General features: G+C 40.5%; 24 protein-coding genes. 22 read left to right on the top strand and 2 right to left on the bottom strand.

The features are described from left to right. Positions 1-475 precede the first annotated feature (475 nt). On the top strand, positions 476-1,120 hold the full coding sequence (locus JIE71_RS02805; protein WP_199507200.1) for a MarC family protein: 645 nt from the start codon (positions 476-478) through the stop codon (positions 1,118-1,120). 48 nt (positions 1,121-1,168) lie between these two features. On the opposite strand, the gene JIE71_RS02800 is transcribed toward JIE71_RS02805, so the two are convergent. Then, the gene (locus JIE71_RS02800; protein ID WP_199507199.1) at positions 1,169-1,774 is read right to left on the bottom strand and encodes a LysE/ArgO family amino acid transporter; all 606 of its coding nucleotides are present in this window, start codon (positions 1,772-1,774) and stop codon (positions 1,169-1,171) included. 198 nt (positions 1,775-1,972) lie between these two features. Between JIE71_RS02800 and JIE71_RS02795 the strand changes: the two genes are divergently transcribed. From JIE71_RS02795 to JIE71_RS02785, 3 genes are all read left to right on the top strand, one after another. Continuing rightward, positions 1,973-2,707 carry a hypothetical protein gene (locus JIE71_RS02795; protein WP_228284502.1) on the top strand — a complete coding sequence of 245 codons (735 nt, stop codon included), beginning with the start codon at positions 1,973-1,975 and terminating at the stop codon, positions 2,705-2,707. A gap of 129 nt (positions 2,708-2,836) precedes the next feature. Further along, complete coding sequence (locus tag JIE71_RS02790; RefSeq protein WP_199507198.1) at positions 2,837-3,379, top strand: hypothetical protein; 543 nt, start codon at positions 2,837-2,839, stop codon at positions 3,377-3,379. A gap of 99 nt (positions 3,380-3,478) precedes the next feature. Then, a complete protein-coding gene (locus JIE71_RS02785; RefSeq protein ID WP_199507197.1) occupies positions 3,479-4,033 on the top strand; it encodes a hypothetical protein in 555 nt (184 codons plus the stop codon). 91 nt (positions 4,034-4,124) lie between these two features. Here JIE71_RS02785 and rluB read toward each other — a convergent pair whose 3' ends face one another. Further along, positions 4,125-5,042, bottom strand: coding sequence for a 23S rRNA pseudouridine(2605) synthase RluB (gene rluB / locus JIE71_RS02780; RefSeq protein WP_199507196.1), 918 nt, complete (start codon positions 5,040-5,042; stop codon positions 4,125-4,127). A 377-nt stretch (positions 5,043-5,419) separates the two neighbouring features. Here rluB and JIE71_RS02775 point away from each other — a divergent pair, with 377 nt between their 5' ends. The 18 genes from JIE71_RS02775 to JIE71_RS02690 all read left to right on the top strand — a co-directional run bounded on the left by JIE71_RS02775 (position 5,420) and on the right by JIE71_RS02690 (position 26,814). Continuing rightward, positions 5,420-6,523, top strand: a complete 1,104-nt coding sequence (locus tag JIE71_RS02775; RefSeq protein WP_199507195.1) for a polysaccharide biosynthesis/export family protein — start codon at positions 5,420-5,422, stop codon at positions 6,521-6,523. Between the two features lie 21 nt (positions 6,524-6,544). Continuing rightward, on the top strand, positions 6,545-6,976 hold the full coding sequence (locus JIE71_RS02770) for a low molecular weight protein-tyrosine-phosphatase (protein ID WP_199507194.1): 432 nt from the start codon (positions 6,545-6,547) through the stop codon (positions 6,974-6,976). 13 nt (positions 6,977-6,989) lie between these two features. Continuing rightward, positions 6,990-9,209, top strand: coding sequence for a polysaccharide biosynthesis tyrosine autokinase (locus tag JIE71_RS02765; protein WP_199507193.1), 2,220 nt, complete (start codon positions 6,990-6,992; stop codon positions 9,207-9,209). 97 nt (positions 9,210-9,306) lie between these two features. After that, a complete protein-coding gene (locus JIE71_RS02760; protein ID WP_199507192.1) occupies positions 9,307-11,199 on the top strand; it encodes a polysaccharide biosynthesis protein in 1,893 nt (630 codons plus the stop codon). Between the two features lie 57 nt (positions 11,200-11,256). Next, positions 11,257-12,534 carry a Vi polysaccharide biosynthesis UDP-N-acetylglucosamine C-6 dehydrogenase TviB gene (tviB, locus tag JIE71_RS02755; protein ID WP_199507191.1) on the top strand — a complete coding sequence of 426 codons (1,278 nt, stop codon included), beginning with the start codon at positions 11,257-11,259 and terminating at the stop codon, positions 12,532-12,534. 30 nt (positions 12,535-12,564) lie between these two features. Then, complete coding sequence (locus JIE71_RS02750; RefSeq protein WP_199507190.1) at positions 12,565-13,587, top strand: NAD-dependent epimerase/dehydratase family protein; 1,023 nt, start codon at positions 12,565-12,567, stop codon at positions 13,585-13,587. A gap of 42 nt (positions 13,588-13,629) precedes the next feature. Further along, the gene (locus JIE71_RS02745) at positions 13,630-15,063 is read left to right on the top strand and encodes a lipopolysaccharide biosynthesis protein (RefSeq protein ID WP_199507189.1); all 1,434 of its coding nucleotides are present in this window, start codon (positions 13,630-13,632) and stop codon (positions 15,061-15,063) included. A 90-nt stretch (positions 15,064-15,153) separates the two neighbouring features. Next, a complete protein-coding gene (locus JIE71_RS02740; protein WP_199507188.1) occupies positions 15,154-15,906 on the top strand; it encodes an IS5 family transposase in 753 nt (250 codons plus the stop codon). A gap of 51 nt (positions 15,907-15,957) precedes the next feature. Continuing rightward, the gene (locus JIE71_RS02735; RefSeq protein WP_199507187.1) at positions 15,958-17,088 is read left to right on the top strand and encodes a polysaccharide pyruvyl transferase family protein; all 1,131 of its coding nucleotides are present in this window, start codon (positions 15,958-15,960) and stop codon (positions 17,086-17,088) included. A gap of 1 nt (position 17,089) precedes the next feature. Next, entirely contained in the window at positions 17,090-17,971 is an 882-nt protein-coding gene (locus JIE71_RS02730; RefSeq protein ID WP_199507186.1) for a glycosyltransferase family 2 protein, read from the top strand. Between the two features lie 113 nt (positions 17,972-18,084). Then, on the top strand, positions 18,085-19,224 hold the full coding sequence (locus JIE71_RS02725; protein WP_199507185.1) for a glycosyltransferase: 1,140 nt from the start codon (positions 18,085-18,087) through the stop codon (positions 19,222-19,224). Continuing rightward, positions 19,221-20,402 carry an O-antigen ligase family protein gene (locus JIE71_RS02720; RefSeq protein WP_199507184.1) on the top strand — a complete coding sequence of 394 codons (1,182 nt, stop codon included), beginning with the start codon at positions 19,221-19,223 and terminating at the stop codon, positions 20,400-20,402. Before JIE71_RS02725 ends, JIE71_RS02720 begins: the two co-directional genes overlap by 4 nt. A 29-nt stretch (positions 20,403-20,431) precedes the next feature. Next, entirely contained in the window at positions 20,432-21,625 is a 1,194-nt protein-coding gene (locus tag JIE71_RS02715) for a glycosyltransferase family 4 protein (RefSeq protein WP_199507183.1), read from the top strand. Then, the gene (locus JIE71_RS02710) at positions 21,622-22,767 is read left to right on the top strand and encodes a glycosyltransferase family 4 protein (RefSeq protein WP_199507182.1); all 1,146 of its coding nucleotides are present in this window, start codon (positions 21,622-21,624) and stop codon (positions 22,765-22,767) included. The genes JIE71_RS02715 and JIE71_RS02710 overlap by 4 nt, the downstream gene beginning before the upstream one ends. Next, entirely contained in the window at positions 22,764-23,378 is a 615-nt protein-coding gene (locus tag JIE71_RS02705; protein ID WP_199507181.1) for a sugar transferase, read from the top strand. Before JIE71_RS02710 ends, JIE71_RS02705 begins: the two co-directional genes overlap by 4 nt. After that, the gene (locus JIE71_RS02700) at positions 23,371-24,021 is read left to right on the top strand and encodes a NeuD/PglB/VioB family sugar acetyltransferase (protein WP_199507180.1); all 651 of its coding nucleotides are present in this window, start codon (positions 23,371-23,373) and stop codon (positions 24,019-24,021) included. Before JIE71_RS02705 ends, JIE71_RS02700 begins: the two co-directional genes overlap by 8 nt. Positions 24,022-24,061: 40 nt before the next feature. Continuing rightward, positions 24,062-25,264, top strand: a complete 1,203-nt coding sequence (locus tag JIE71_RS02695; RefSeq protein WP_199507179.1) for a DegT/DnrJ/EryC1/StrS family aminotransferase — start codon at positions 24,062-24,064, stop codon at positions 25,262-25,264. A 92-nt stretch (positions 25,265-25,356) separates the two neighbouring features. Then, a complete protein-coding gene (locus tag JIE71_RS02690; protein ID WP_199507178.1) occupies positions 25,357-26,814 on the top strand; it encodes a capsule assembly Wzi family protein in 1,458 nt (485 codons plus the stop codon). Positions 26,815-26,853 lie beyond the last annotated feature (39 nt).

Raw genomic sequence — 26,853 nt, 5'->3', positions numbered from 1 at the left:
GTCCCTGCGGGCTGATGCTAAAATTGCCCCATACTGCGTTACAAATCTCGCTAAGGCATCTGCATTATCGTCGCTTTGTGCCTTGTCTGGAACAATTTTAGCGATCAGCAGTGCCTATTTGCGAATGTTCAACACGCCCTATAGTAGAACCTAAATAAAACTGATATAACATCAAAAACATGCTCGATTAAAGGCTATTTTTCTTGCTTGCTGTGACTTCGTCTCCAGAGGCTACGAAAAATAGCCTTTAATCTTGCTATACCATTTTTAAATTAATTTGATTATACAAACTGACATAGTATCTTGATACACTGAATGTTATCACCATGCGCTGTATGATTATGCAGCGCTTTTTTTGTGTGTTAAAGTGCATATAGTGTTCTTATAGCCCTTGCGCTGTCATGTTTGCCTACGACATGATGGTCACTGTCATCGGCTATAAATTTGATTTTATTGACTCAAAAGAGAGCCGTCAGTGAATACGGAAATCATCAAAATTATCTTAGCCTTTATAGTGTTGATTAACCCATTTAGTGCATTGACGCTGTTTATCGACTTAACGCGCGGCTATTCTATGCCGCATCGGCGTAAGATTGCCCAAGTTGCCAGTTTGACCATTTTCGTGACCATCAGTTTTTTTACCATTGCTGGTGAGAGTTTGCTGCGTATTTTAGGTATTTCTATCGGCTCGTTTCAGCTTGCAGGCGGGATTTTGGTTTTCTTGATTTCTATCAACATGATGAATGGTGATGGTAACCCTGTAAAACCTGACCAAGAAAACTTTGAAGTGGATCATACTGTCGGGGTGACGCCAAGTGTGGCCTCGGCGGTCGTGCCACTGGCCATTCCAATGATGATTGGGCCAGGTGGTATCTCGACGGTCATCATTTATTCAGCGCAGATTACAGGTATTGCTCGCGTTTCGGCGGTTTTGATTGCAGGCTTATTTATCAGTGTATTTTGTTATTTGGCATTGATGGCCGCAGGGCGCATCAGTCGCTTTTTGGGCGATGCGGGTTTGAACATTATGAGTCGTATCATGGGTATGCTGCTTGCCGCAGTTGCGGTAGAGATTATCGTTAATGGTCTGCGCACCTTGTTTCCCGATTTGGTAGGCTAAGCCATGCTTTACATGATAGGCGCGCTTATGGTGCAAAATGGATCTCCCTTAACTGCCAAAATATAAGTGCCCTGCTAAATACAGCATCAATACACCCACTAATGCATCCAGCACGTTCCAAGCCTTTGGTGCGGCAAACAGCGGTCTGAGTAAGCGCGCGCCATAGCCGAGCGCAAAAAAGAACAAAAACGATGCCGAGACCGCGCCGCTGGCAAACACCAGCTTGCTGCTCGCACCAGTCGAGACCATACCGACCAGCACCAGCGTGTCTAGATACACGTGCGGATTGAGCCACGTAAAGCCAAAACATAACAATAATGCCTTTTTTAGACTGCCGACCGCTTGACCCTCTGTGCTCATCGCATGCGACTTGCGCCAACTGGCATACAAGCTTTGTAAGCCGTAGACCAATAAGAACAGCGCCCCTGCAATTTTTGCAATTTCTACCACGTGCGGATAACGTGCAGTCACCGCACCAAAACCTGCCACCCCCGCCGATATGAGTATCGCGTCACTAAGTGCACAAAACAGACAGATAAAAAACACATGCTCGCGCTTTAGACCTTGCTTGAGAACGAAAGCATTTTGTGAGCCAATCGCCAAAATCAGCGACAGCCCAAGCAATAAGCCTGACAGATAATCGGTATTTATCATAAAAAAATCATTATTAAAGGAGCTGAATGTAAACAATAGACACTTAGCAAAGCCTGCAAAAATAAAAAACAGCAATAGCAACAAACGCGCACAGTAAACAATGACGTTTGCTTACTGGCAGAAACGACAAAAGCTGGTAGTATAGCTTATTGGCACAGCGCGTGCGATATTACCCATAGACTAGGAACATAGACTACCATGGTCGTCAGTCTGGCAAGAATGCTCAAATCTTTTTCTCAATCGCAAGATGATGCACCCACACAAGTGGCAACCGCCTTGCGTGAAGCGGCGCAGAATGGACAAATAGATACCGTACAGGAAGACACTCATCCACAGACGATTACGCCACTACATGAGCCAGCGCGCACCGAGCGCATCTGTAGCGCCCTTGACCAAGTACAAGACAGTCGTGCGCCCACGCCATTGACCGACAGATACTTGCAAAATCGCGCAAATATGCGCCCGAAGAACCGCCCACCATTTGACCCAAATACCTTATGGTCGCTTAGATATGGACGTTGCCCCATTATGACCGAACTGATCGACGTCGTGAACGAAGACACCCTAAATGCCATGCCAATTGAAGCGGTAGCTATCCTTGATCGCATTAATAATAAATTAAAGCGCTATCGCGACTGGAGTAGTGAACTCGATGCCAAACCGACGCAAAACGAAAAGCAATTTGTGATTGATAAACTGGTTAATGAGAGTATTCCTGAAGCGCTGTATCACTATGAACAGCTGCTACGCTTTAGCCCGCACCGCACCAAAAACAGTACCACGCACGATAAGATGAGCGCACGCGATATCTTGATTGATTTATTTTTAGAAATAGATTATGAGCTGGACGAGCTGCTGGATGAATTACATCAGACCGTGCTCAATCGACTTGCCTCCACCCATCGCTATGTCAAAAGCCGTACCAAAAACTGAAGGGTAATAAAAAAGCAGTAACATACTTAGTTAGCGAGCCGCTTTGTGTAACAATAGCCAACTGTTCATTTCCCTATCGCTTTAGGTATCATAAATCTCTGAATTTTTGATTGATGCAAGGATACTGTTGTGACCCAAGCGACTGCGATGTTCGTGATGTTTATTTTATATGGCGTATTGCCTGTTGCAGGCTTATATTTTGGCTATCGCACTGTAAAAAAAATCACTGCGCCCAAAATGCTCAGTTATAAGGCTATTCCAAGGCTTGGCTATGTGCCCGAAAAAAGTCTGCCTGCGGACATCAAGATGTTGTTAGACGACATCAACCAAAAAGGGGAAAAGCTGCGTTTGCTGTATGGCGATACCAACAATGATGGCAAGATTGATGACCAAGATATGGTTACCGAAACGTATATTATGATACAAAACCTAATGGATGAACATATTCCGCAAGCGATTGCAGATTATCGCCGTCTGCATGACATGAGTGGCAAGCGTACTAAGTACACCAAAATCAATAATTCTAATGTCACAGGTCAAGAGGCACTAATCGAAGTGTTGACCACCATTAACCATCAGTTTGATAACTTACTGGACGCCGCTTATCATCAAGATGGGCAAAAGCTGCTGGTTGCCAACCGTTATTTAAGTAAGCGCTTTGAGGACATGTGATCTTAAGTAAGGCACAATATAGCCTGCTTGCATCTAACAGACAAGACCACCATCTATAAGTCACAGCAGGCAGCGATATCAACACTAAGGTGAATGGTTATGAGCATAGTGGTAGGAGCAGGCGTGGTCATTGTCGTAGCGACGTGGTATGTCGGTAAAAAAAGCTGGCATGCGCTGCATCGCATGGTGGGAATTACGCCAGGCACCATGGTGTACAGCAATCCAAATGCCTTATTGATGCTAAAAGACGTGCGCTTACAGCAGCTCAATATCCCCAAAGCCCATTTGCAAAGTCTATCAAAAACGCACCTGACGCAGCTACAACGTATCGACGATAAGATAAACCTATATCAGCAGTATCATAACAGTAATGCAGACATTGCCGCGCACACCGTTAGCGAGCAGCACATCGTTTTACATAAGCTGATTGAGACACGGCTACCAGAGATGCTGCGCAGTTATCATTTGCAGCATACGTTAACGCAGAAAAATGAGCCACACACCATGCAGGACGATACCGCAGTACAGCTATTAACGAATAGTTTACAAGGTGTTGAAGCGCAGTTAGATACAGTATTACAAACGTTGCAGCAAAAACATCTAAATGACTTACATATTATGAACCGCTACATTGACCAACACAAACGTTTATAAGCCCTAGTAGAAAATTAATAAAGGCAAAAAAAAGCCGCTAACAATAGAATGTTAGCGGCTTTTCGTGTTTTACATCAGACGCATAGCGCCATTATTGCGGTTTACGATTGCGTGCTTGATTGGGCTTGCGGTTGTTTGGCTTACTGTCTGAGCTACGATTGTCATCACGGTCACGCCCCGATTGACGGCTACGGCGCGCTTTTAGTGGCTTGTCTTTGATACGTTCTTGCTTACGTTTGGCTGCACCATGCAAGCCTGTACCATGACGTGGACGCAGATTTACCAAATCGGTTAAGGTATGAATCTCTTTTTTGTCCAGTTCCAAAAAACGACCTGTACGCAGCTCTTTTGGTAGAGCAATCGAACCATAGCGCGTTCTTAGTAGACGGCTGACCTTAAGACCTTGTGATTCAAACAGACGGCGTACTTCGCGATTGCGGCCTTCTTTGAGCTTCACGTGATACCATTTATTGATTCCTTCACCGCCGCCTTCTTTGATGTCGTCAAACTGCGCCAAACCATCTTCGAGCATCACACCAGAGGTCAAGGTACGCGCAATCTCAGGCGTCACTTCGCCCAGTACGCGTACTGCATATTCACGTACGATTTCATTTGATGGGTGCATCAAACGGTGCGCCATCTCACCATCATTGGTAAACAGTAGCAGACCTGTTGAGTTGATGTCCAAACGACCAACCATTACCCAGCGGTCATGGGTCAGTTTTGGCAAACGGTCAAACACCGTAGGGCGACCTTCAGGGTCTTGCGCTGAGCAAATCTCGCCTTCAGGCTTGTAGTATGCCAGCACGCGGCGGCGCTTTTCATTCTCAGCCGTATATTTAATCAAACGGCCATCGACGCGTATTTCATCACCTTGGCTGACGCGGTCGCCAATGGTAGCAGGCGTGCTATTGATAGAGATACGTCCTGCTTTGATGACTTCTTCCATTTGGCGGCGCGAACCAAGACCCATACGGGCAAGTGCTTTTTGCAATTTTTCGTCTTTCATTTCAATATCCTTGATTCGGTAGATTGACATTTCGCAATGTAGAGTAGGTAAATATGATGTCGAATATACCCCTATTATTTTTGGTAACTATCTGTCAATAATGAGGTATAAACGATGGCTATTATGCCATAATCTGTCATTATGTTCTTACTTTGATAGGTATTTTTGTATAGAGATACATTTTTAAGGACAAACGGTAATAAAATATATTTTTATGTTAATTAAAAGTGGTTATTATTTAATCATGAATGACTTATGTTATGATGCTGCCTACTTATGTTAAGAGCGTAAAAAAGTCAATAACGATGCTAAAACCTATCTTATTGACACGCTGAGATTTTTCGACAGTTACGTACAATGATTAAGGGTGATGTTCTATGCACCAGACAACAAAGTTGCTGTGTACAGCATGTATTTTAGTGAGCAGCACGCTTTATGGTTGTGCCACAACAACGATTAATCCTGGACTAAATACAGGAAAACTACCACCTACGGGTACATTTGTCGCTGAAAATGGCCTACAGTTTAATGTACGCCCACTTAGTCTTGCTACCCTACCGCCTAAAAAGGTTGCTCGTATTGACAATAGCGTGGCGCAGCTACTAAAGACCTCAAACCCAGTTAATTACAGTATTGCAGAAGGTGATATCCTAAGTATTATATTGACCAGCTATCCAGACATAGCGCCTATCAACAACGCCAATAATACCAATCCCTATGCTTCAGGCTTTCCTGTTGATCAACAAGGCTATATCCAGTTTCCATTGATTGGACGTATTAAAGCCAGCGGCCTAAGCGTACCTCAATTTACAGCCAACTTACGCAGTCGACTACAGCGCTATCTTAAGTATCCTGATCCACAAGTTAAGGTGGTTAACTATCGTGGGAATAAGTTCTTTATTGATGGTGAGGTGAAACAACCTGGTGAATTTGTGATTGCAGATACACCTGTATCACTCTATGGTGCTATCTCTATGGCAGGAGGTGCCACAGACATAGGAGACTCTAATAGCATCGTTCTTAACCGTAATGGACGTAGCTATAATATCGGATTGCAGGATTTACGCGAAGCAGGTGTTTCTGCTAATCAACTCTATGTTCAAGATGGCGATGCTATCCATATCAATAGTCAAAGTCGCAATCAAGTATATGTTTTGGGCGAATTGGGTCAAGTAGAACCCGTACCTATTTTGGAGCAAGGACTTAGCTTGGCACAAGTGCTAGGACAGTCAAAAGGGTTGGACGCCAGTACCGCAGATGCTACTAAAGTTTATGTAGTCCGTGATAATCCAAGTACGCATTTGACAGACATTTATTATGTAGACATGCAAACGATTACCAATTTTTCTTTAGCCAATCGTTTTCAAATGCAATCCAACGATATTGTTTATGTTGATCCGACAGGTCTTGCGCGTTGGAACCGTGTCATCAGTGCACTGTTACCCTCTACTTCGGCTATTAGAAGTATTTCTGGATTATAAGTTTATAGATAGGCACGTACTATGAGTTTTAATAATATTTTAGTTGTTTGTGTGGGTAATATTTGTCGCAGTCCGATAGGTGAGGCGCTGCTCAAACAGCATTACCCAAGCAAACACATTGATTCAGCAGGTCTGTCCGCGGTCGTCGGTAGCGGCGCTGATGCAAAAGCGCTAGCCGTCATGGCTGAAGATGGCGTAGATATGAGCAACCACATTGCTAAGCAGATTAACGAAGACTTAGTCAAGCGAGCGGATCTGATTTTGACCATGTCGATCAGCCAAACCAAATGGATTGAAGATCAGTGGCCGCACTGTCGTGGTAAGACATTTCGTATTGGGCATTGGATTGATAAAGATGTGGCCGACCCGTATGGACATGATGAATTTGCTTTTGATACTGCCAAGCAAGACATTATTAGTAGCCTAAATCAATGGTTTAACAAAATCAGTTGAGTAGTGAAGAGTTATGATTACAAAGTCACAAAATTTACCAAAGTCAAGCAGCCAAGAGTCTGATCAGGACGATATCGATCTCATGGCGTTGGCCATGGTGTTATTACGTGGTTGGAAGGTTATTATTGCTTGTGCATTATTGGGTCTAGTCTTGGCCTTATTATATAGTCGTTATGTCAATCCAACTTTTAAGTCCGACGCTCTCATTCAGATTGATGACAAGTCTCAAGGTATTGCTGCATTAGGTCAAAACATCTCAGACCTTGTCTCTCCCGATGTGAGCCCAGCCCAAACAGAAGCTGAGCTAATCAAGTCGCGTATGGTGTTAGAGCCTGTCGTAAACTTGCTACATCTAGATATCGTATTATCAGACCCTGCAGTCGGCGTATTAAATAAAATAAAACAAAACCGTACAGCTACCCAAATCAATATTCCTGAAGGCGTCAGTCTTAATACTGATGATGGACAGGCACGTATCAGCCAGTTTAAAGTGGCTACAGCCTATTTAAACCAAAAATTTCAACTGACTAAAACAGATACTGGGTTTGTACTCAGTAATGGTTTTGATGAGTTTAAAGGGCAGTTAAATCAGTCTTATCGTTTTCGTGGCACGGATGGTGACATTCTCATTACAGTCAATGATTTGCCTGATAGTGCCCATACCATTAATATTACTAAACAGTCATTACAAGTTACGACAGATGGTATTAACGGTCGATTATCGGTGGTTGAAAAGGGCAAACAAACGGGTATTATTCAGATGTCTCTGACAGGCAATGATCAAAAGCAGGTCAGTCGCATACTAGAGCAAATTGTATTGTCTTATGTCGACCAAAACCAGTCTAGAGGCTCTGAAGAGACTACCAAAACAATCAGTTTCATGGAAACGCAGATTCCGACGCTCAAGCAAAAGCTAGAAGATGCAGAATCTAAGTTCAATCAGTTCCGTACTAAATATGGCACGATAGATGTTAGTAAAGAGGCAGAGCTGCTATTAACAGAAAACTCTCAGATTGACAGTCAGCTGAATGAGCTGCGTCTAAAAAAAGCAGATCTGACGACCTACTATACTGAAGAGCATCCTATGGTTGTACAGATTAACGAACAACTTGCAGTGCTGAACGATAGAAAGCAAGAGATTGACAATACTGTTGCTGGATTGCCTGAAATTCAACGCGAATTTCTGCAGTTATCAGAAGATGTGGCTATTAACCGCGAAATCTATCTGACCATGCTCAAAAACTATGAGCAATTAAAAATTGTACGAGCAGGGCAGATTGGTTATGCACGTATTGTTGATTTGCCTATCAGTACTTTTAAAGCCATTGCGCCAAAGAAGCTACAGATTATTGTCTTAGGCTTGTTGCTAGGTGCTATTTTGGGCACTATTTTTGTCTTAGTTAAAAGCCTATTGCGTAAAGTCGTCAAAGATCCTGAGCACGTGGAAGAGACGACAGGCGTACCTGTTATTGCGACGATTCCACGTTCGTCCTCGTTATCGCGCTTGGCAAAGAAGAAGAACGCCTCCAATCGATTGCTGGCTTATGTCGATAACAATAGTTTGAGCTATGAAGCCATTAAGAGCCTACGTACCTATTTAATGTTTGGTATGCCTGAAGTGGGCAAGCTTGGTCATCGTGCCAAAGTCATTCTGATTTCTGGCGAGAGTCCTGGTGTTGGTAAGTCATTTATCGCTGCTAACTTAGCTGAAGTCTTCGGTCAATTAAATAAGAAAGTTTTGGTTATTGATGCAGATATGCGTTTGGGTGAGATGCATCGCTTATTTAATATGGAGCCTGACAATGGTTTGGCTGAGCTATTGAGTGCAGAGCATATCGCAGAAGACAGTACTGTTAATGCCATTCATCCGACGGCTATGGATCACATTGACTTTATGCCACGTGGTAAGCAGCCGCACAATCCAGTATCTTTATTAACAGGTGAGCGTTTTGATGATGTGATGCAGCAGTTGAGTACACATTATGATTACATCATTATTGATTCGCCCCCTGTATTGGCGGCTTCGGATCCAATGATTTTGTCACAATATGCTGATAAAGTACTGATGGTAACACGCTATGACAAATCTATTGAAGGTCAGTTAAACTACGCTATCAAACAAATGAATAAAGCCAATATTCAAATTGACGGCATTGTACTCAATGATGTACAGCAGACTAAGATGAGCAAATACAGTTATCATTACAACTATGCTTATGGTAATAACAAATAATCACCAGTATCGCTGCTGAGTATTATCTGTATAAACACGGCTCTAACATCTTTGTTGGGGTCGAATCAATAAAAACTTTATAGGCCGAACACAGCATATGGTTAATAAGCTTTTAGGGCTGCCTCGTTTTGTCAAAAAAAGTATCTTAGCGACTGCCGATTTCTTTATGGCCGTGTTGTGCCTATTTTTTGCCTTGTCGCTACGCTTTGGTTATATGGACACTCATGTGCCTTTTTGGGCGTTGTGTTTTTACGCATTAATACCGCTGATTGGTCTACACCTCATCAAATTTTATAAAGGCGTGGCGCGCGGTTTTTTTGATGCATTAATGGGGCGCGTTTTACAGCTATTTCTTGTCTTGATTGTATTGTACGAAGCGATTTTGTATCTTGACATACTACCGACGATGCCTCGTTCAGTACCCATTATATTTTTGTTTTTGTTTTTTATTTGGTTATGGAACAGTCGGCTCACGATAAAAGAGCTACTAACCCGTTTGCGTAGCGGTCCTCAGTCTTACCAAAACGCCTTAGAGCTTGATAATGTAGTTATCTATGGCGCAGGCCTTGCAGGACAAAAGCTATTAGAAAGTCTGAAATATTCACATAAATATAATGTCGTTGGCTTCGTCGACGATGATCCACAACTGACCGATGCTTACATTCTAGGTAAGCAAATTTATGCGGCACAAGATTTAATGACGTTAGTGGATAAATTAAATATTGCGCAAGTTTTCTTGGCAGTGCCATCTATCAGTCGGGCGCGCAAACGTCAGATCATTAACAAGCTGGCTGATATTTCTATAAAAATCAAAGAACTACCAAGTCTAGAAGAGATTGCGGATGAAAAGGTAACCGTCAGCCATATGCGTCGTATTGACATTCTCGACGTACTTGACAGACAAACTGTAGAGCCTGATGAAAAGCTGCTTGCCAGAAATATCACAGGTAAGAACGTCTTGGTAACGGGTGCAGGCGGCTCTATCGGTAGCGAGCTGTGCCGACAAATCATTAAAAATAAGCCGAAGTGCTTGATATTATACGAATTGTCTGAATTTGCGCTCTATAGTATCCATCAAGAGCTGCTCGCTAAACAACGAAATACACCTGATTACCAAGAGATTCAAATTATCGCACTTATTGGTAATGTTACTAATGAAGATAAGCTGTACCGCGTGTGCGGTGAGCATGGCATACAAACTGTCTATCACGCTGCCGCTTACAAGCATGTACCCATCGTAGAGTTCAACCCTTTCGAAGGCTTAATTAATAATACCAAAGGTACTTATCACTGTGCGCGGGCAGCCATTCGTGCAGAGGTTGAGACTTTTGTCCTTATTTCAACCGATAAGGCAGTGCGCCCCACCAATGTCATGGGGGCGACCAAGCGCTTAGCAGAGCTGACCTGCCAAGGACTTAGCCAAGACAATACCAAGACCTGTATCAGCATGGTGCGCTTTGGTAATGTGCTTGGGTCTTCTGGCTCTGTGGTTCCTGTTTTTACCAAACAAATCGAGCAAGGTTTGCCGATTACGGTCACTCATCCTGATGTCACACGCTACTTTATGACCATTCCTGAAGCAGCCAACTTGGTGATTCAAGCGGGCGCAATGGCAAAAGGTGGCGAAGTCTTTGTACTTGATATGGGTGATCCTGTCAAAATCGTCGATTTAGCGCGGCGTATGATTCACTTAAGTGGCTGTGAGGTCAAAGATGAGCGTCACCCTAATGGCGATATTGAAATTATCTTTACAGGATTGCGCCCTGGCGAAAAGCTATACGAAGAGCTGATCATTGGTGATGACAATATTGAAGCAACTGAGCACCCACTGATTATGCAGGCCATGGAGCACAGCTTTCCGCTACAAGATATTGAGCAGGTTTTAGCGCAAACGCCTGACAAGGCGCGATCACATGATGTGACTTGGTTAAAATCACAACTAACCACTTTTGTTGAAGGATACCGTCAAGACGACTCTCAGACAACGTAACAGTTTATTGATAATACAGTTTTGAATAATGAGTAATAACCACTTTGAGGAACCACTATGTTAACGGTTAATGATATTAAAATCGCAGTCATTGGTTTAGGCTATGTCGGACTACCATTGGCGGCTGAATTTGGCAAGCATCGCCCTGTGATTGGTTTTGATATCAATCAACAACGCATTAATGAGCTGGCAGCAGGTGTCGATCACACCCTAGAGGTTAGCGAAGAAGAGCTGGCAGAGGCGACTCAGCTGAGCTATAGCGCTGATATGAATGAATTAACAGACTGCAACTTCTTTATCGTTACTGTGCCAACACCAATTGATGACTACAAACAGCCAGATCTGAAACCGCTTATCAAAGCTTCAGAGGCCATCGGCGGCGTGTTAAAGCAAGGGGATATCGTCGTCTATGAGTCGACCGTCTATCCTGGCGCAACTGAGGAAGTATGTATCCCTGTGCTAGAGAAAGTGTCAGGCTTGAGCTTTAACCAAGACTTTTATGCAGGCTACAGCCCAGAGCGTATTAACCCAGGTGATAAAGAGCACCGTGTAACCAATATTTTAAAGGTTACTGCTGGCTCAACGCCAGAAGTGGCAGACTTGGTAGACGAGGTCTATAACCTTGTGATCACTGCGGGTACACATAAAGCGGCGTCTATTAAAGTGGCTGAAGCAGCAAAGGTGATTGAAAATACCCAGCGCGATGTGAATATTGCCCTTATCAATGAGCTTGCCGTTATCTTTAATAAAATGGGTATCGATACGCAGGCAGTACTAGAAGCTGCAGGCACCAAATGGAACTTTTTGCCATTCCGTCCAGGTCTGGTCGGTGGTCACTGTATCGGTGTCGACCCATACTACCTTACGCATAAGGCGCAAGCGATTGGCTACAATCCTGAGGTTATCTTGGCAGGTCGTCGCCTCAATGATGGTATGGGCGAATACGTGACTACGCAACTGGTTAAGAACATGATTAAAAAGCGCATTCAGGTAGAGGGTGCTAAGGTACTGATTTTGGGATTGAGCTTTAAAGAGAACTGCCCAGACGTGCGTAATACCAAAGTCATCGATATCGTACACGAGCTGCAAGAATATAATATCGATGTCGATGTGTACGACCCATGGGTAGATGCCAGCGAGGCTGAGCATGAATATGGCATCGCGCCTATCTCTGAACCGAGTAAGGGTAAGTACGATGGTATTATTCTAGCCGTTGCGCACAAAGAGTTTGCGCAAATGGGTGTATCTGCTATCCGAGATCTGGGTCGTGACAATCACGTATTATATGACTTAAAATACTTGTTCACCAAAGATGATACTGATATCCGTCTATAAACCATCAATAGCTTAAAAATGGAAAGCACTATGTCAAAGTATGAGCAAGTCAAACAAGAATTGCTAAACAATAAAAAAACGTGGCTGATTACAGGTGTTGCGGGATTTATCGGTTCAAATTTACTTGAGACGTTACTTAAACTTAATCAGACTGTAGTGGGACTGGACAATTTTGCCACAGGCTTTCAGCACAACTTAGACGAAGTACAGTCGCAAGTCAGTGATGAGCAGTGGCAAAACTTTCGTTTTATTGAAGGGGATATCCGTAGCTTTGAAGACTGCCAGACGGCTTGTGCAGGTGTCGACCATGTACTGCATCAAGCGGCTTTAGGCTCTGTACCGCGCTCTATTAAAGACCCGATTACAACCAATAGCGCTAATATCACTGGTTTTTTAAACATGTTGACTGCGGCGCGTGATGCAGAGGTATCCAGCTTTACTTATGCTGCGAGCAGCTCAACTTATGGTGATCATCCAGCACTCCCTAAAGTAGAAGACAATATCGGTAAGCCGCTATCGCCCTACGCGGTGACTAAGTATGTTAATGAGTTGTATGCAGAAGTGTTTGCGCGTACTTATGGGTTTAAGACGATTGGTCTGCGTTACTTCAATATCTTTGGTAAGCGTCAAACGCCAGATGGTGCGTATGCGGCAGTCATTCCTAAATGGACCGCGGCAATGATTAAGGGTGAAGAAGTATTTATCAACGGCGATGGTGAGACCAGTCGCGACTTTAATTTTATCGAAAATGCAGTACAGGCCAATATACTGGCTGCGACCGCAGATGATGACGCTAAAGATCAGGTATATAACGTAGCGGTAGGTGGTCGTACGACATTGAATACGTTATTTACAGCACTACAAGATAGTTTAATGCTCCATGGCGTAAACTATACTCAAAACGCCATCTATAGAGACTTCCGCGAAGGTGATGTGCGCCATAGCCAAGCTGATATTACTAAAATACAGAATGCGTTAGGCTATGATCCACAATTCGATATTATTCAAGGCATTGAGAAAGTAATGCCCTGGTATGTTGAGTTTTTAGGATAATTATAATTTAGATCTGATATTTTAAATAAATAGTGAATTATAATGAGTCTTAAAAAGCAAGCTATATCTGGAGTTAAATGGAACTTTGTACAACAATTTAGTGTGCAAATTATCAACTTCGTAGTTCAAATAATATTAGCAAGACTGTTGATGCCTGAAATGTTTGGGCTTATAGCGATGGTTGTTATATTCATATCTATAGGCCAAACCCTTATGGATGGAGGGATGACAAGTTCATTAATCCGTACTAAAAATCCTGATCAAACAGATTACTCTACAGTATTCGTAACTAATATTATAGTAAGTTTTTTAATATACGGGGTAGTGTATGTTTCTGCACCTTATATTGCTTATTTTTACGATCAGAATATACTTACAGATATAGTACGTCTCTTCGCTTTAACATTTGTAATTCAAGCTTTAGTAGCAGTTCATGCTGCCAAACTTACTAAAGAAATGAACTTTAAGCTGCAAATGAAGTTGGAAATTCCTGCTACTATAATCTCAGCTGTAGTAGGGGTGACAATGGCATATAAAGGTTATGGTGTATGGAGTCTAGTTTGGTTAAATTTAATACGAGCTATTGCATTTACAGTTCAATATTGGTTATTCGTTGATTGGCGCCCTTCTTTGATATTTGACAAAAATCGTTTTAAGTACCATTTTGACTTTGGTTATAAGCTTACTATATCAGGTCTAATTAATACGATTTATAACGATGCTTACAGAATAGTTATAGGTAAATTTTTCTCTCCTGCAGCGGTTGGTTTTTTTAATCAGGCAGAAACAATGCGTCTCTTCCCTGTAAATCAAATTACTTCTGTAGTTGGAAAAGTAACTTACCCATTGTTTTCAAAAATTAATGATGACTTAAGATTAAAATCAGTTTATCGTATAACAATGAAGCTCTTACTTCTTTGCGTTGTACCAGTAATGCTTTCATTAATCTTAGTTGCAGAAGAAGGTTTTAGATTTGTATTTGGCGATAAATGGCTACCAGCCGTACCATATTTTCAAATATTAGCACTAGCATCTATAGTAAGACCAGTTAGTGTCTATAATTTGAATATACTAAAAGTTAAGGGGCGTAGCGATTTATTTTTAAAATCCGAGATTATAAAGAAAATCTTAGGTGTAATTATACTTTTAATAGGGTTGCAGTTCCAAGTTACTGGTTTAGCTATATCACTTACTGTGTTTTCATACTTTTCATTTATGATTAATATGCATTATAGCGGAGTTCTTATTTCATATTCAATGCTTGAACAAATGAAAGATACTATTCATTTATATGGAATAGGTATAGTTATATATTTAATTCTCTATGTAGTTAAAATATATTCTCAACCCTATTTTCATAATGATTTTATTACTATTATTTTTTTTGGGGTTGTGTTTATTTTATTATACTTATTTACTGCTCTTTTTTTTGACAAAAATTTATTAAGTATTATAAAAGCTATTAAGAAAGAGTAGGGCATGTTGAACATTGGATATAAATTAATGGCAAAAAAAATAGCGAACGGTTAATCTTTAAGTTCTCACACAAAAAAGATATCGTTCGCTATGCCTCGCACCATGCTCAAAGATGAACACTGGACAAGACTGAAACCTATATTACTAGAACTTAATATCTATGACAAAGGAAATCTTAGACAAACGGTTGAAGGCGTGCTTTATCGCATGCGTGTTGGCTGTCCTTGGCGCGACTTACCCGAGTATTTTGGCAAGCCTAATACCATCTATAAAGATTACCAGCGCTGGTTTCGCAGTAATAAGCTGATGGCATTATTTACGTTACTGATCAAAGACGCAGACCTTGAGTGGGTCTTCATTGATGGTACTCATATTAAAGCGCATCAGTACAGCAATGGAGGCAACGAGAATCTACAATCCATTAGTAAAAGTGTGGCAGGCCGCGCGACCAAGATTCATTTGGCAGTTGATGCTCATGGCAATCCGATTACCTTTATTTTATCAGATGGCACAACCCACGATGTTAAAGTCGCACCTGATTTAATAGACAAGGTTGACTTGAGCGATACAGAGGTTTTATGTGCCGATAAAGGCTATGATTCTGATGCACTACGAGCGCATATTGAACAATCAGGGACGCATGATAACATCCCTCGAAAACGAAACACCAAGTCTTCTAACGACCATATGGACTGGGACTTATATAAAGCCAGGCATCTAGTGGAAAACGCTTTCGCCAAGTTAAAGCAGTATAGGGCGGTTGCCACCAGATTTGATAAGCTCAAGCAGAGTTATGAAAATACGGTCGCTCTTGCTTGTGCTTATATCTGGCTCAAATTATGAATGTTCAACACGCACTAATATATTTTAATCGGTTTCATTAAGGTTTTAATTATGACATATAAAAAAATCTTTAGCTCTGAAATATTGTTTACAGGATATTATGGGCATTGTAATACCGGAGATGACGCTTTTTTAGAAGTAACTTCTTGGGGAGCTGAAAAGTACTGGCATAAAAGTAATAATATATTTTTAGCTAAAAAATCCAACCTTCCGATTGTAGGTAAAGAAATAAAAGGTTATCCTTTTGATATTCCTAGGTCTTATAGTTTACAGAACAAATTTTTACTTTCAGCAACTGACTATTTAATATCAGCGGGTGGATCAACTATACATAGTCAACTAAAAGCTAGCAATATTAAGCAGCTTGCTATCAAAAGTAAGAAAAAAGGATCGAAAATTAAGATTGGAGGTATTGGAGTTTCAATAGGTCCATTCAAAACAATAGAAGATGAGAAAGCAACAATTAACTATCTGAAAAATATAGATTTTCTATCTGTTAGAGATCAGAGGTCTTTTGATTACTTAGCAGCTTTTAACTTACCATATGAGCCTGTAAATGCATTTGATTTAGCTGCCCTGCTTCCAGAAATTTATGAAGTTCCGAAAAATGATTTTTTATTTAATGATAAAAAAGTAATAGGCATTAGTGTTTGTCCTGTAGAAAGTATCAATGATATTAATAACATAAAAAATGAATACAACAGAAATGCTAAGCTCGTTGAGCTGATAAAGAATTTAGATAAAGAAGAGAATGTTCATTTTAAGTTTTTTATTATAAATGGAAATCCAATGACAGGTGATCTACAGTTAACAAAAGAAACTATAAGCAAAGCTTTACCTAGAAGTTATGAGATCGTAGGTTACAATAAACAAACACGTATAATGTGGAACGAAATAGCGTCTTGCGATTTTGTTATATCCACACGTTTGCATGCAGCAATTTTTGCTTGTTTCTCAAATACACCATTTATGTTAAATGAATATCATAGGAAGTGCGAAGATTTCCTTAATAGTGTTTCTTATAATAGAGAACAGAGATTATGGAATAGTAATTATGATCCATTAAAGAAAGCTCATAAAGTGATTAATATTTTAAATAATAAAGATACATATATTTACCCAATCAAAGTAGAACAAATGAAAAAACAGGCTGCGCTTAACTTTACGGGGATAAATATCTAAAATGTTTACTGTAGTGATACCTTTATTTAATAAAGAGCTTAGTATAAAAGATACGATAGATTCTGTACTTAAACAGACATATCAAAAATTTGAAATAATTGTTATAAATGATGGTTCTACCGATAGTAGTACTAAAATTGTTGAAAGTATAGATGATGATAGAGTTAGAGTAATACATCAAAAAAACCAAGGAGTTTCCGCAGCTAGAAATAGAGGTATTAAAGAAGCTAGTTATGAGTGGATTGCTTTTTTAGATGGTGATGATTTATGGGAGATAAATCACCTTAAGGAAATTTATAAAATGATGGTTACATTTCCAAATGAAAAGGTTTATGTAACTTCCTTTAAGTTTTCCAATAACAAGAAGCTATTTAAACATCCACGATTAGCAAACATCTTTAAAATTGAAAATTACTTCAAAGAGGCGATAAAGGAGCATTTGATATGGACGAGTGTTGTTGTAGTTCATAGAAGCTGTTTTGATAAAATAGGTGGTTTTGATATCTCCTTAACAAATGGAGAGGATTTAGCATTATGGGCAAAGCTAGCTAGTAGCTTTATAATTGTCAAGAGTTGTAAAATTACTGCTATTTATAGAGTTGAAGCGGAAAATAGAACTAACTTGAATAGACAAGTTGAAAAAACTCATGTTTTTCATTTTAAGTTAAACACAGTTTTAAATGACGATGAAAGAAAATATTATGAGTATTTAATACTAAGTAGGTTATATAGTTATAGTCGGGTTATGGATTTAAAAAACGTTTTCAAATTAAAAAATAGACATCCAGAGATTAGTTGGAGTGATTTTTTGTTATTTTCGATAAAAACTATGGAAAAAAGTTTTAGAAGAAGGTTTCATAATATTAAAGTGAAATTATCTTAAGTACATCGTTCTGATAATTTTCTTTTAAAAATAATTTGAAAATATATTAATAACTATAGTTTGATAGTTAATTCTTAGTGTTTACTGGCTATTTAATAATGAGGGTTTTATTTATGACTACTTTATATTATTTCGATTTTGTAGGTACTTATGGAGGAGCTCAACAATCAACAGTTGCACTACTAAATAAAATTCATAAAGAACATAGCCATGTGTTGAATGTAAATGTTTTAGCAGTTGAAGGAACTGACAAGAATTTTATTAAAAATATTGAAGCTCCCATTCATACTGTAAAAATAAAAAATAATTTAAATGTGTTTAAGGTTGGTAAAAAGTATCTATCTGCTAGTATGTATTTTGTTGATTGTTTTTACAAAATAAATAAGATGATAAAGATAAATTCAAAAAATAATGATAATATTATTCTATGTAATTCTCCTAAAGCTTTATATGTCCTTTCATTATTGAAGATATTTAATTTAAATTATAGAATATATTTCTACAGTAGGGGCAATGGAAGTGCTAATAGTTTTAACGTTATTACCAAGTTTTTCTTAAATTTTTTTGTTACGGATATCTTTTGCGTATCTAGCCAGACTAAAAAAAATATGACTAAATTCATTATTAAGAAAAGAAAACTACATGTTACTCATACTTCTGTAGATTTTGAAAAACTTAAGGATTTTCACTCTCAGAAAATTATTGATTTTAATAATGTTAAGATTTTATTCGCTGGAGCGTTGATTCCAATGAAAGGTTTGAAGTTGTTACTTGAAGGAATAAGTCATTTACCGAGTAACTATCAGGAAAAGATAGAAATATTTATTGCGGGCGGCCTTGAACCCTCTGAGGTTCAGGACTATATACGCGAGTGCAAGTTAATATGTACTAATATCAAAAGTAATATTCATTGGTTGGGCTGGGTAGATAACATTCCTCAACTGTTATCTGAAGTAGATATAGTGTGTTTGCCATCTTATAGTGAAGGTCTACCAAGGATAGTACAAGAAGGTATGTATATGGAAAAGTTAATTATAGCTACGCCTGTAGGAGGAGTACCAAGTTTAATTAAAGATGAATATAATGGTTACTTGATAGATATAGGGTCTAGTGAAAGTATAAAAAAATGTTTAATTTCCATTTTTAATAATCCAAAAATAGAGTCTATGAAAAAGAATGCACATTTATATGTAAAAGAAAAATTCAATATGAATGATCAAACTAATTTAATAGTGAGCTTAATTACAGAATGAAAATAAAAAAGAAGGGCGTACTTGCTTTTTTGGTTAGTTTGAATGCATTCTTATTAACTTCAACATTATATTCTAATATCGATTTTATAGTATATATTACTTTTGCTATTTTGTTCTTTACCTTAATTCTTTTAGGTAGATTTAGAAGTATTAATAAAGCTCAATTGATTTTTCTGTCATTATTAGTTAGTTTTGTCTTATCTTTATTAGCTTCAATCGATATTAGTTCCAGTATTATACCCACTATTTTCTTCATATTTCTAATTTTTTATTCAATATCTCTTAGTAGGTCTATTGAGACCTTAGATGATATTGAAAGATTTATGTTCTATGCTTTAATGGGGTTTATACTGTTTAATATACGAAATCTTACTGCGCCATCTTCAACTTTGAGGTTTGTAGGTGTAGTTGGTCAGCCTAATGCTCTTGGTTTAGTAAGTGCTACAAGTTTAGTATTAGGTATATCATACTTGTATTTGTTTTCAAATTATAGAAACATCTCAAAATTTGTTGCTTTATCTGTCATATTGTCCTCTTCAATACTAGTTGTCCTTGCTGGATCACGAGGAGCTATTGTTGCAGTATTGACAGCATTTTCTTATTTAATTCTTAAAAATATTAAATATAATATAAAAATAACTTTGGGCTTAATTATAAGTTTTATACTTTTAATTAATATTTTTCAACAACAGATAGTTGAATCACCATTGTATTCGAGAGTTTTGGCTATACCAGCAGCGATTGGGTTAGAAGCACCCAATACTGATATTGATATTAAGTATAGAAGTGCTTCAGATGATATACGTATTGATATAGCAAATACTGCTATTAAAGGCTTCTTGGATAAGCCTATACTAGGGAATGGCTTGAATACATTTCAGTACTATTCTGATTTTGTTTATACGCACAGTACTGTTCTTGAAGTTTTGTTTACCTTAGGTTTATTTGGTGGTTTTATATTTCTTTTTATTATATTCCTATCTTTAAAAGTAAAATCAAAAGGGGAAGATGTCTTACTAGATAGATTTTTTGTAATAAAGAACTTTATATTGATTTATTATATTGTAACTGCACTATCTATTCCTAATTTTCAAAATAAATCACAAATAATTATATATGTTTTTATCATTTATGTAGTTGAGATTCTTTATAAAAATAAATCATTAAATAAATTTTAATATATTTATTAATTAGGTGGTTGTTTCTTATGGAAAAATTCATTTTTAAATGCTTATATGTACATGATCATAAATTTAAAGTTAACGATAATATGTTCTACTCAGAAGGAAAGATGACAGATGAAGTCTTATCACGCTATATTGCTTTCCAAGATTCTCTTTCAGTAATCAGTCGTATAGAAGAAATTGACGACCCTAAAGGTCTTTCAAAAATACAAGGGATTAATGTTAGTTTTTTCCCAGTAAAAGGTTTAAGTTTTTCTAAGATATTTTCTTACTATTTTTTAGCGAATACCAAATTAATATTTTCTAATATAATATATAATGATTTTGTTGTTATACGGTTACCAAGTTTTCTGGGGGTTTATACACTGCTTTTGAATATGCTTATAAGAAAAAAATTTTTTATTGAGATGGTGGGCGATCCAAAAGAAGCCCTCATAACTTCTAGAGAAAATATAAACTTACCTTTCAAATTATTTGCTTGTATATTCTCAGGCTTAAATAGTTTTTTTATAAAAAGAGCTGATGGTGTAATTTATGTAACTCAGTTTGCTCTTCAAAAAGCTTACCCGACTAACGGTTTAGCAGACTACGCTTCAAATGTTGAGGTGTTAATACAAGAAAGATTTATTGATATTAAAGATTATGAAGTCAATGAAAAAAATTTCAAAATCGGACTAATTGGTTCCTTTAATAATCATTATAAAGGCATAGCCGAAGCGATTAAAGCTATTGGTTTCCTAAAAAATAGTATGGAAAATGTTGAGCTACATATATTAGGATCTGGTTCTTTAGAAAGCCATTACAGATCTGTAGCGAAAGAACTAGGTATAAATGACTTGGTTTTCTTTGATGGTATCCTCAAAGGTGGAGATGAAGTTGCTAAGTGGTTGAGTTCATTAGACTTATATATTCAGCCAAGCTATACCGAAGGTTTGCCCAGAGCATTGATTGAAGCAATGAGTGTTGGCTTACCTGCTGTAGCTTCTAATGTAGGTGGCATTCCTGAGCTACTATCTAAGGATACTTTGATAAAACCTTACGATTCAGAAGCTCTGGCAAAAAAGATAAAAGATTTCGTCGATTCTCAGCAATTAAGATTTGAGCAAGGTAAATTAAATTATCAAAAAGCTAAAGAATACGATCAAAATGTTTTAAAAAAACGTCGTTCAGAGTTTTGGCAATCAGCTAGAGATATTGTAAAAAGGAGTCTGGTTTGAACAAGTTCCTAATAATAGCTAGCTATCCTGTTTCACTCCTAAAATTTCGTGGTGCTTTAATTAAAGCGTTACAGGATAAAGGCTTTGAGATTCACGTTGCTGCCCCTGAATTTGAGGTTTATCCAGAAGAGTGTGATAGTTTGATAGCATTAGGTTATACAGTGCATGACATACCTATGCAGCGTACAGGGACCAATCCGTTAAAAGACGCTAAAACCTTGTCTGCTTTATACTTATTAATGAAGAAAATTAAGCCTGATTATGTGCTTGGCTATACCATCAAGCCAGTTATTTATGGTTCGCTCGCTGCTAAGCTTGCCCGTGTACCGCATATTTTTGCGCTGATAACAGGTCTCGGCTATGCCTTTAGTGGGGCAGAAGAGGTAGGGTATAAAAAGTCCAATCTGCAAAAGGTCATGCATCAGTTGTATGCCGCAGCATTACTGACCACAGATAAGGTGTTTTTTCAAAATCCTGATGATCAAGCCCTATTTAAAAAAATGGGTATTTTAAAACCATCGACGCCAAGTACCGTGGTTAATGGCTCAGGCGTTAATGTATCAGAATATAGCGTTGCGCCATTGCCGACAGAAAATGGTGAGTCTGTGCCGCGCTTTTTGCTCATTGCGCGTTTGCTTGGCGCAAAAGGGGTACGTGAGTATGCTCAGGCAGCAGCTATCATTAAATCTCGTCATCCTAATGTGCGGTTTGACCTAGTAGGCTGGGTCGATGACAACCCTGATGCGATTGAGCAGCGTGAGCTGGATACGTGGATTGAGGATGGACTGGTTAATTTCTTAGGTAAGCTCAACGATGTAAAGCCTGCCATTGCAGACAGCTCTGTCTATGTGTTGCCCTCTTATCGTGAGGGGACGCCGCGTACAGTGCTTGAGGCTATGGCCATGGGTCGCGCAGTCATCACAACCGATGCGCCAGGTTGCCGTGAGACAGTCGTAGACGGTCATAATGGTTATCTGGTACCCATCAAGGATGCGGACGCCTTGGCTGAAGCCATGCAAAAATTCATCGATGAGCCTGAGTTAATTGCTAAGATGGGTCGTGCAGCACGTCAGGTGGCTATGGATAAATTTGATGTCAATACAGTTAATCAAATGATGCTAACGGAGATGGGAATACAATGATAAAACGACTGTTTGATATTGCAGCGGCGTCCAGCGCGCTCGTGGTGTTAGCCCCTGTCTATGCGGTGACTGCGTATAAAGTAAAGAAAAACTTAGGCTCGCCTGTGTTGTTTCGTCAAGTACGTCCAGGTTTGGATGGTAAGCCGTTTGAGATGCTTAAGTTTCGCTCTATGAAAGATGCTGTTGATGCTGAGGGCAATGTGCTGCCTGACAGTGAGCGCCTAACAGATTTTGGCAAGCGTCTGCGTGACAGTAGCTTGGATGAGCTGCCAGAGCTGTGGAACGTGATTAAAGGCGATATGAGCTTGGTTGGCCCGCGTCCCTTACTGATGGAGTATCTGCCGCTATATAATGAGGAGCAAAAACGCCGCCATCAAATGCGTCCAGGCATTACAGGCTACGCACAGGTCAATGGGCGCAATGCGATTGGTTGGGATGAAAAGTTTGCGCTTGATACTTGGTATGTAGACAATCAATCGCTGTGGCTGGATATCAAAATCTTGGTTAAAACGGTCAAAAAAGTCGTTATCAAGGACGGTATCAGCGCTGAAGGTGCAGCCACGATGCCGAAATTTACTGGCAGCAGTATAGTCGAGCCGAGCCATGCATAAGGTATATGCGGTCTATGGCGCATCGGGATGTGGTCGTAGCTTAATGCCTATTGCCAAAATGACGGTGATGCGTACCGATAGTACCGCAGATTTGGTATTTATTGATGATGGTTTGGATCAGCCTGCCACGGTTAATGGCTATCTGGCGATGAACTATCAAGACTTTATCGCGTTAAGTGGCGAAAAAGCGGTTTTAATCGCTATCGCCAACAGTAAAGTGCGTGAGACAGTCACCAATAAGCTGACGGCTGATGGTATAGCGCTTTGGTCTGTACAGGCGGACACGACACTGATTATGGACGCCGTGACAGTGGGTAATGGGGCGGCGCTCAGTCCTTTTGTGACGATTGGCGCCAATGTACAGGTTGGTAAGTGCTTTCATGCCAATTTATACAGCTATGTCGAGCACGATTGCGTCATCGGCGACTATGTCACTTTTGCCCCGCGTGTCAGCTGCAATGGCAATATTCATATTCACGACCATGCTTATATCGGCGCAGGCGCTGTTATTAAACAAGGCACCCCTGACCAGCCTTTGGTTATCGGTAAGGGCGCTGTCGTTGGGATGGGGGCTGTGGTTACCAAAAGCGTGCCCGCAGGTGCAGTGGTGGTGGGCAATCCTGCCAGACCAATGATGCGTTAACCCTAATCATTATTAAAATTATCTCTTCATCGAGGATGCTATGCTAAATTCATTTTTTTCACCGTGGCCGAGCTTTACGCAAGAAGAAGCTGATAAAGTCAGTGCTGTTTTGTTATCCAACAAAGTAAACTACTGGACAGGTCAAGAAGGGCGCGAATTTGAAAAAGAGTTTGCGGCATGGGCTGACAGTAAATATGCGGTCGCAGTCGGGAATGGGACGCTCGCCTTAGATGTGGCATTAAAGGCGCTAGACATTGGTGCTGGTGATGAAGTGATTGTCACACCGCGCACCTTTATCGCCAGTATCTCTTGTGTGGTGAATGCAGGGGCGACCCCTGTGTTTGCCGATGTCGAGGCGGACACGGGCAATATCTCACCTGAGACCATTAAAGCGGTATTGACCGATAAGACCAAAGCTATTATTTGCGTACATTTGGCTGGCTGGCCGTGCGATATGGACGGCATCATGGCCTTAGCAGACGCGCATAATTTATACGTCATCGAAGATTGCGCGCAGGCACATGGCGCAACCTACAAAGGACGCAGTGTCGGCAGCCTCGGTCACGTAGGCGCATGGAGTTTTTGCCAAGATAAAATCATAACCACAGGCGGCGAAGGCGGCATGGTCACCACCAATGACGAGCAGCTATGGCGCACCATGTGGGCGTACAAAGACCACGGCAAGAGCTACGCCGCTGTCTATGAAAAAGAGCACCCACCAGGTTACCGCTGGCTGCATGAAAGCTTTGGTACCAACTGGCGCATGCCTGAGATGCAATCGGCAATCGGACGTATTCAGCTAGCGCGCATGAGTGATTGGACTGAGAAACGTACACAAAATGCCCAAGCGATCTTGGATGCCTGTACGCGCTGGGAAGATAAAGGCTATATGTCTGTGCCGCGTCTAGAAAACAGCGCCGATTTTGCAGATGCCAAACACGCTTACTATAAGCTGTATGTGTACGTGAAGCCTGATAATCTCCCTGAAGGCTGGACCCGTGATCGCATCATTGCTGCTATTAATGAGCAAGGCGTACCTTGTTTTTCAGGTTCAGCGTCTGAAGTGTATTTAGAAAAAGCCTTTGATGATACTGACTTGCGTCCAAAAGTGCGCTTACCTGTCGCAAAAGAGCTGGGCGAGACCAGCCTGATGTTTTTGGTGCATCCAACATTGACGCCAGCAGAAATTGACAAAACCGTACAGGCACTCGATACGGTACTTGCACAGATAGCGCAAGCATAACGCCTTATTATAGTGCATATTGATATATGCTTTGGTCAAAAGCGGCTAGGGCTATATCTCTTGTCTCTCAATCTCATTTAGGTAGAAATTTTATGAACACATCGCGCCAATATAAACGCCTTAGTCTCCTTGTCGGACTGGGCGTGATATCTGCTGTTGCCTCAGCACAAAACCTGCATATGAATGATGCTGAACTAAAATCTCAGCTCGATTGGCTAAATACGCAAGGCGTGATTGATATCAGTACCAGCACGTGGCCTTTAACCACCAATGAGATTAACCGTGCCTTAAGTTCGGCACAAGTCGCTACGTCCACACAAGCGCAAATGCTGCAAAAAGTGCAAAACGTTTTAGATAAAGAGCGAGATGGATTGGTAAAAGCCAATGTGAACGCTTATGTGCAAACTGACCGTCAGCAGTTGCCACAAACCTTTGGCGATGACCACTTGGCAGGGCAGCAGCTGTCTGGTGGTATTGGTTTGAGTGAGCAAGATTGGGAGTTTAACCTGCAAGCCAATATCAAAAATGATGATTTGGCTGAGGACAACAGTGACGTTAGTTTTGAAGGCTCGTATATCGCGGGCAAAGCGGCCAACCAGTGGTTGATCGCAGGTAAAATCCCTGCATGGTGGGGAACTGGACACGCTGGCAGCTTAATCCGTGGTGACGCAAGCTTACCCGTCACTGGCGTGACCATGCAGCGTGATACGCAAGAAGCACCCGAAACAAAATACTTATCATGGGTCGGCCCTTGGCAGTACCAGCTGTTTGCGGGACAGCTTGATGATTATGATGCGGTTCCGAATGCCAAACTGTTTGGTATGCGTCTGACTGCCAGTCCGCAGCCTTGGCTAGAGCTTGGTGCATCACGTACCTTTATGTGGGGTGGCGATGGTCGTCCAGAGAGCGCCAGCTCATTTTTTGACGCACTGACAGGTACTCGCGATAATGGCGATACAGGCAAAGAAGATCCCGCTAACCAGCTGGGCGGCTTTGATGCGCGTGTCGATCTTGCGCCTTTGGTAAATGTCCCAGCAGGTGTCTATGCGCAATATATCGGTGAAGATGAAGCAGGTGGCCTGCCTGCCAAAAACATGTACTTAGCAGGTGTTGATTACGCCAGCGAAGTATATGGCAAGCCATATCAGGTCTATGCAGAATATACCGATACTCGAACCAGTGGTGAGGCGCGCGGCGTTTCTTATGACCATGCTACTTATGAAGACGGCTACTACCAGCAGGGTCTGCCATTGGGTTACGCGCTAGGTGGCGATGCCCAAAGTGTCACATTGGGTAGTCGAGTATGGTTAGATAGTAATAACTCCGTACGTGCCAAACTGCAGCATGCTAAGGTTAATCAGTCACCTAGAGCGGATAAAGGTATAAATAACCTATTCCCTGAAGAAGACAAGCTGACCGTGCTGGATGTTGAATGGACACATCAACTACAACCAAAGACCCAGCTATCTACGCGCGTATGGGCAGTTGATTCTGACATCGACTCAACCGATATCGGTGCAGGTGTTGGCTTAGAATGGCAGAGCTACTAAAAGCTGCTAAACAAGCAAAAAGTAATAAAAAGGGCGCTA

The organism is Psychrobacter sp. bablab_jr014, from assembly GCF_016464015.1.
GTDB lineage: Bacteria > Pseudomonadota > Gammaproteobacteria > Pseudomonadales > Moraxellaceae > Psychrobacter.
The sequence above is the reverse complement of the archived record's forward strand: the minus strand, read 5'-3'. Positions and strand labels throughout refer to the sequence as shown.